Below are 1,556 nucleotides of genomic sequence, written 5' to 3'. Positions count from 1 at the left end.
CCGGGCCGGAGAGTCCCATCGCGTTCATGCGCGTGTTCAGTCTCATGCGCGCCGCCGAACCCGGAGGGGTCAGGTCGGCGATGGACCGCGCCCGGTCGAGGGCGGCCGTGGTCGCGGCGTCGTCGTGGGAGGCGGTCGCGTCGCTGAGGGCGATACCGACGGCGATGCTCGCGGCCACGTTGACGGTGCGGGTGAGGCCCTCGTGCCGGTCGGCCGCGTCCTGGGCGGCAGTGATCGCGTCGCGGCGATGGGTGTCCGCCCTCTCGGCGGCCGCGCGGGCTTCCTCGGCCCGGGTTCCGGCATGGTGCCCGGTGTTTTGTGTGGTGCGGGTGGCGGTGTCGGCGGCGTCGTAGGCGATGTGGGAGGCGCGTTCGGCGTCCTCGCGCGCGGTGTCGGCGTCCGAGACCTGGGTGAGGGCCGTGTCGCGTTCGTGCGCGGCGTGGGTGATCTGGTTCGGGTTCTCGGGGTCCACTTCGGGCGGGTCGGGGATCGCGTCTCGGGCCGTGGCCGCGTCGGTGGCAGCGCGCGCGGCGACGCTTTGTGCGGCGGTGGCCAGGTCTGCGGCCAGGGCGACCGTGGTGACGGCTTCCGGGGTGGTGTCGGCGATCTCCCAGGCCCGGTCCGCCAGGTGCTCGGCCGTGTTCTGTAGTTGTTCGAGGTGGTTGATCGTCGCGGTCCGGTCGGGGCCGTCGGCATTCTGGAGAGCGGAGGCCAGGTCCGCGGTGAAGTGTTCCGCCGCCTCGTGTATCCCGGCCAGGGCCGCTGCCGTGTCGTGCGTGTTCAGGGCCTGGTCGATGCGGTCCAGTGCCTCGCCCGTCCAGGCCGGGGCCGGGGTGGTGGGTCCGGTGTCGTGTGCGGGGGGCAGGATCTGGGCGTGGAAGAGGAAACCGCGTCCCCAGGGCTCGACCGAGGTGATCCGGTAGCGGGTCCCGCGGGTGAGGATCACCTCGCGCTCGCGGGGGTGTTGGCTGCGGTCGCCGACCCACAGTCCCCGGGCGTCTTGCGGCACGGTCAGGCGCATCAGGTCGACGGGGGAGCCGCCAGCCGCGGACGGAACGGTACCGAGGGAGGCCGAGAAATACCCCGGGCTCACGTGCGTGGTCCCCGCGAGGGTGTAGGGGTCGGTGTTGCCCTGGCCCAGTAGGTGCTGGTAATCGTACGTGCCGCGCACGGCCTCGAAGCCCTCGGGGAAGGGTTGGCCGGTGGCGCGGTCCAGGCGCCGGATCAACGCCAGGGTTTCCGGGGCGTCGGGGAAGTGTGCCGGTTCTCCGCCCTGGGCGAGGGATTCGGCGATCTCGCCCGCGCGTCCGGAGCGCTCGCGCAGGTTCTCCAGCGCCGCCTCCGGGTACCGGTTGCCGAGGACGTCTTGCACGATCCGCTCTTGCTCGGGGCTCAGTCCGCCCCGTTCCGCGGCTTCCTCCAGCCGTGCCAGGTCGGGCCATCGGCCGTCGCCGATTTCGTAGATCTGCCATCCGGGGTGGGGTCGGCTCTCGTCCCGGATCCGGTCCAGTTCGGCCTGCACCGTCGCCTCGTTCAACGGGTGCAGACGCGCGAAG

At 72.5% G+C, this 1,556-nt stretch carries 1 protein-coding gene; it reads right to left on the bottom strand.

Annotated features, from left to right (window positions below):
• Positions 1-1,537: ADP-ribosyltransferase (locus HGB44_RS31500; RefSeq protein WP_325097012.1), on the bottom strand; the 1,537-nt coding region annotated here is incomplete at its 3' end.
• Between the last annotated feature and the right edge of the window lie 19 nt (positions 1,538-1,556).

The organism is Nocardiopsis alborubida, assembly GCF_012396365.1.
GTDB classification, from domain to species: Bacteria; Actinomycetota; Actinomycetes; order Streptosporangiales; family Streptosporangiaceae; genus Nocardiopsis; species Nocardiopsis alborubida.
Note: the sequence above shows the minus strand (reverse complement) of the source record. Positions and strands in the feature narration are given on the sequence as shown.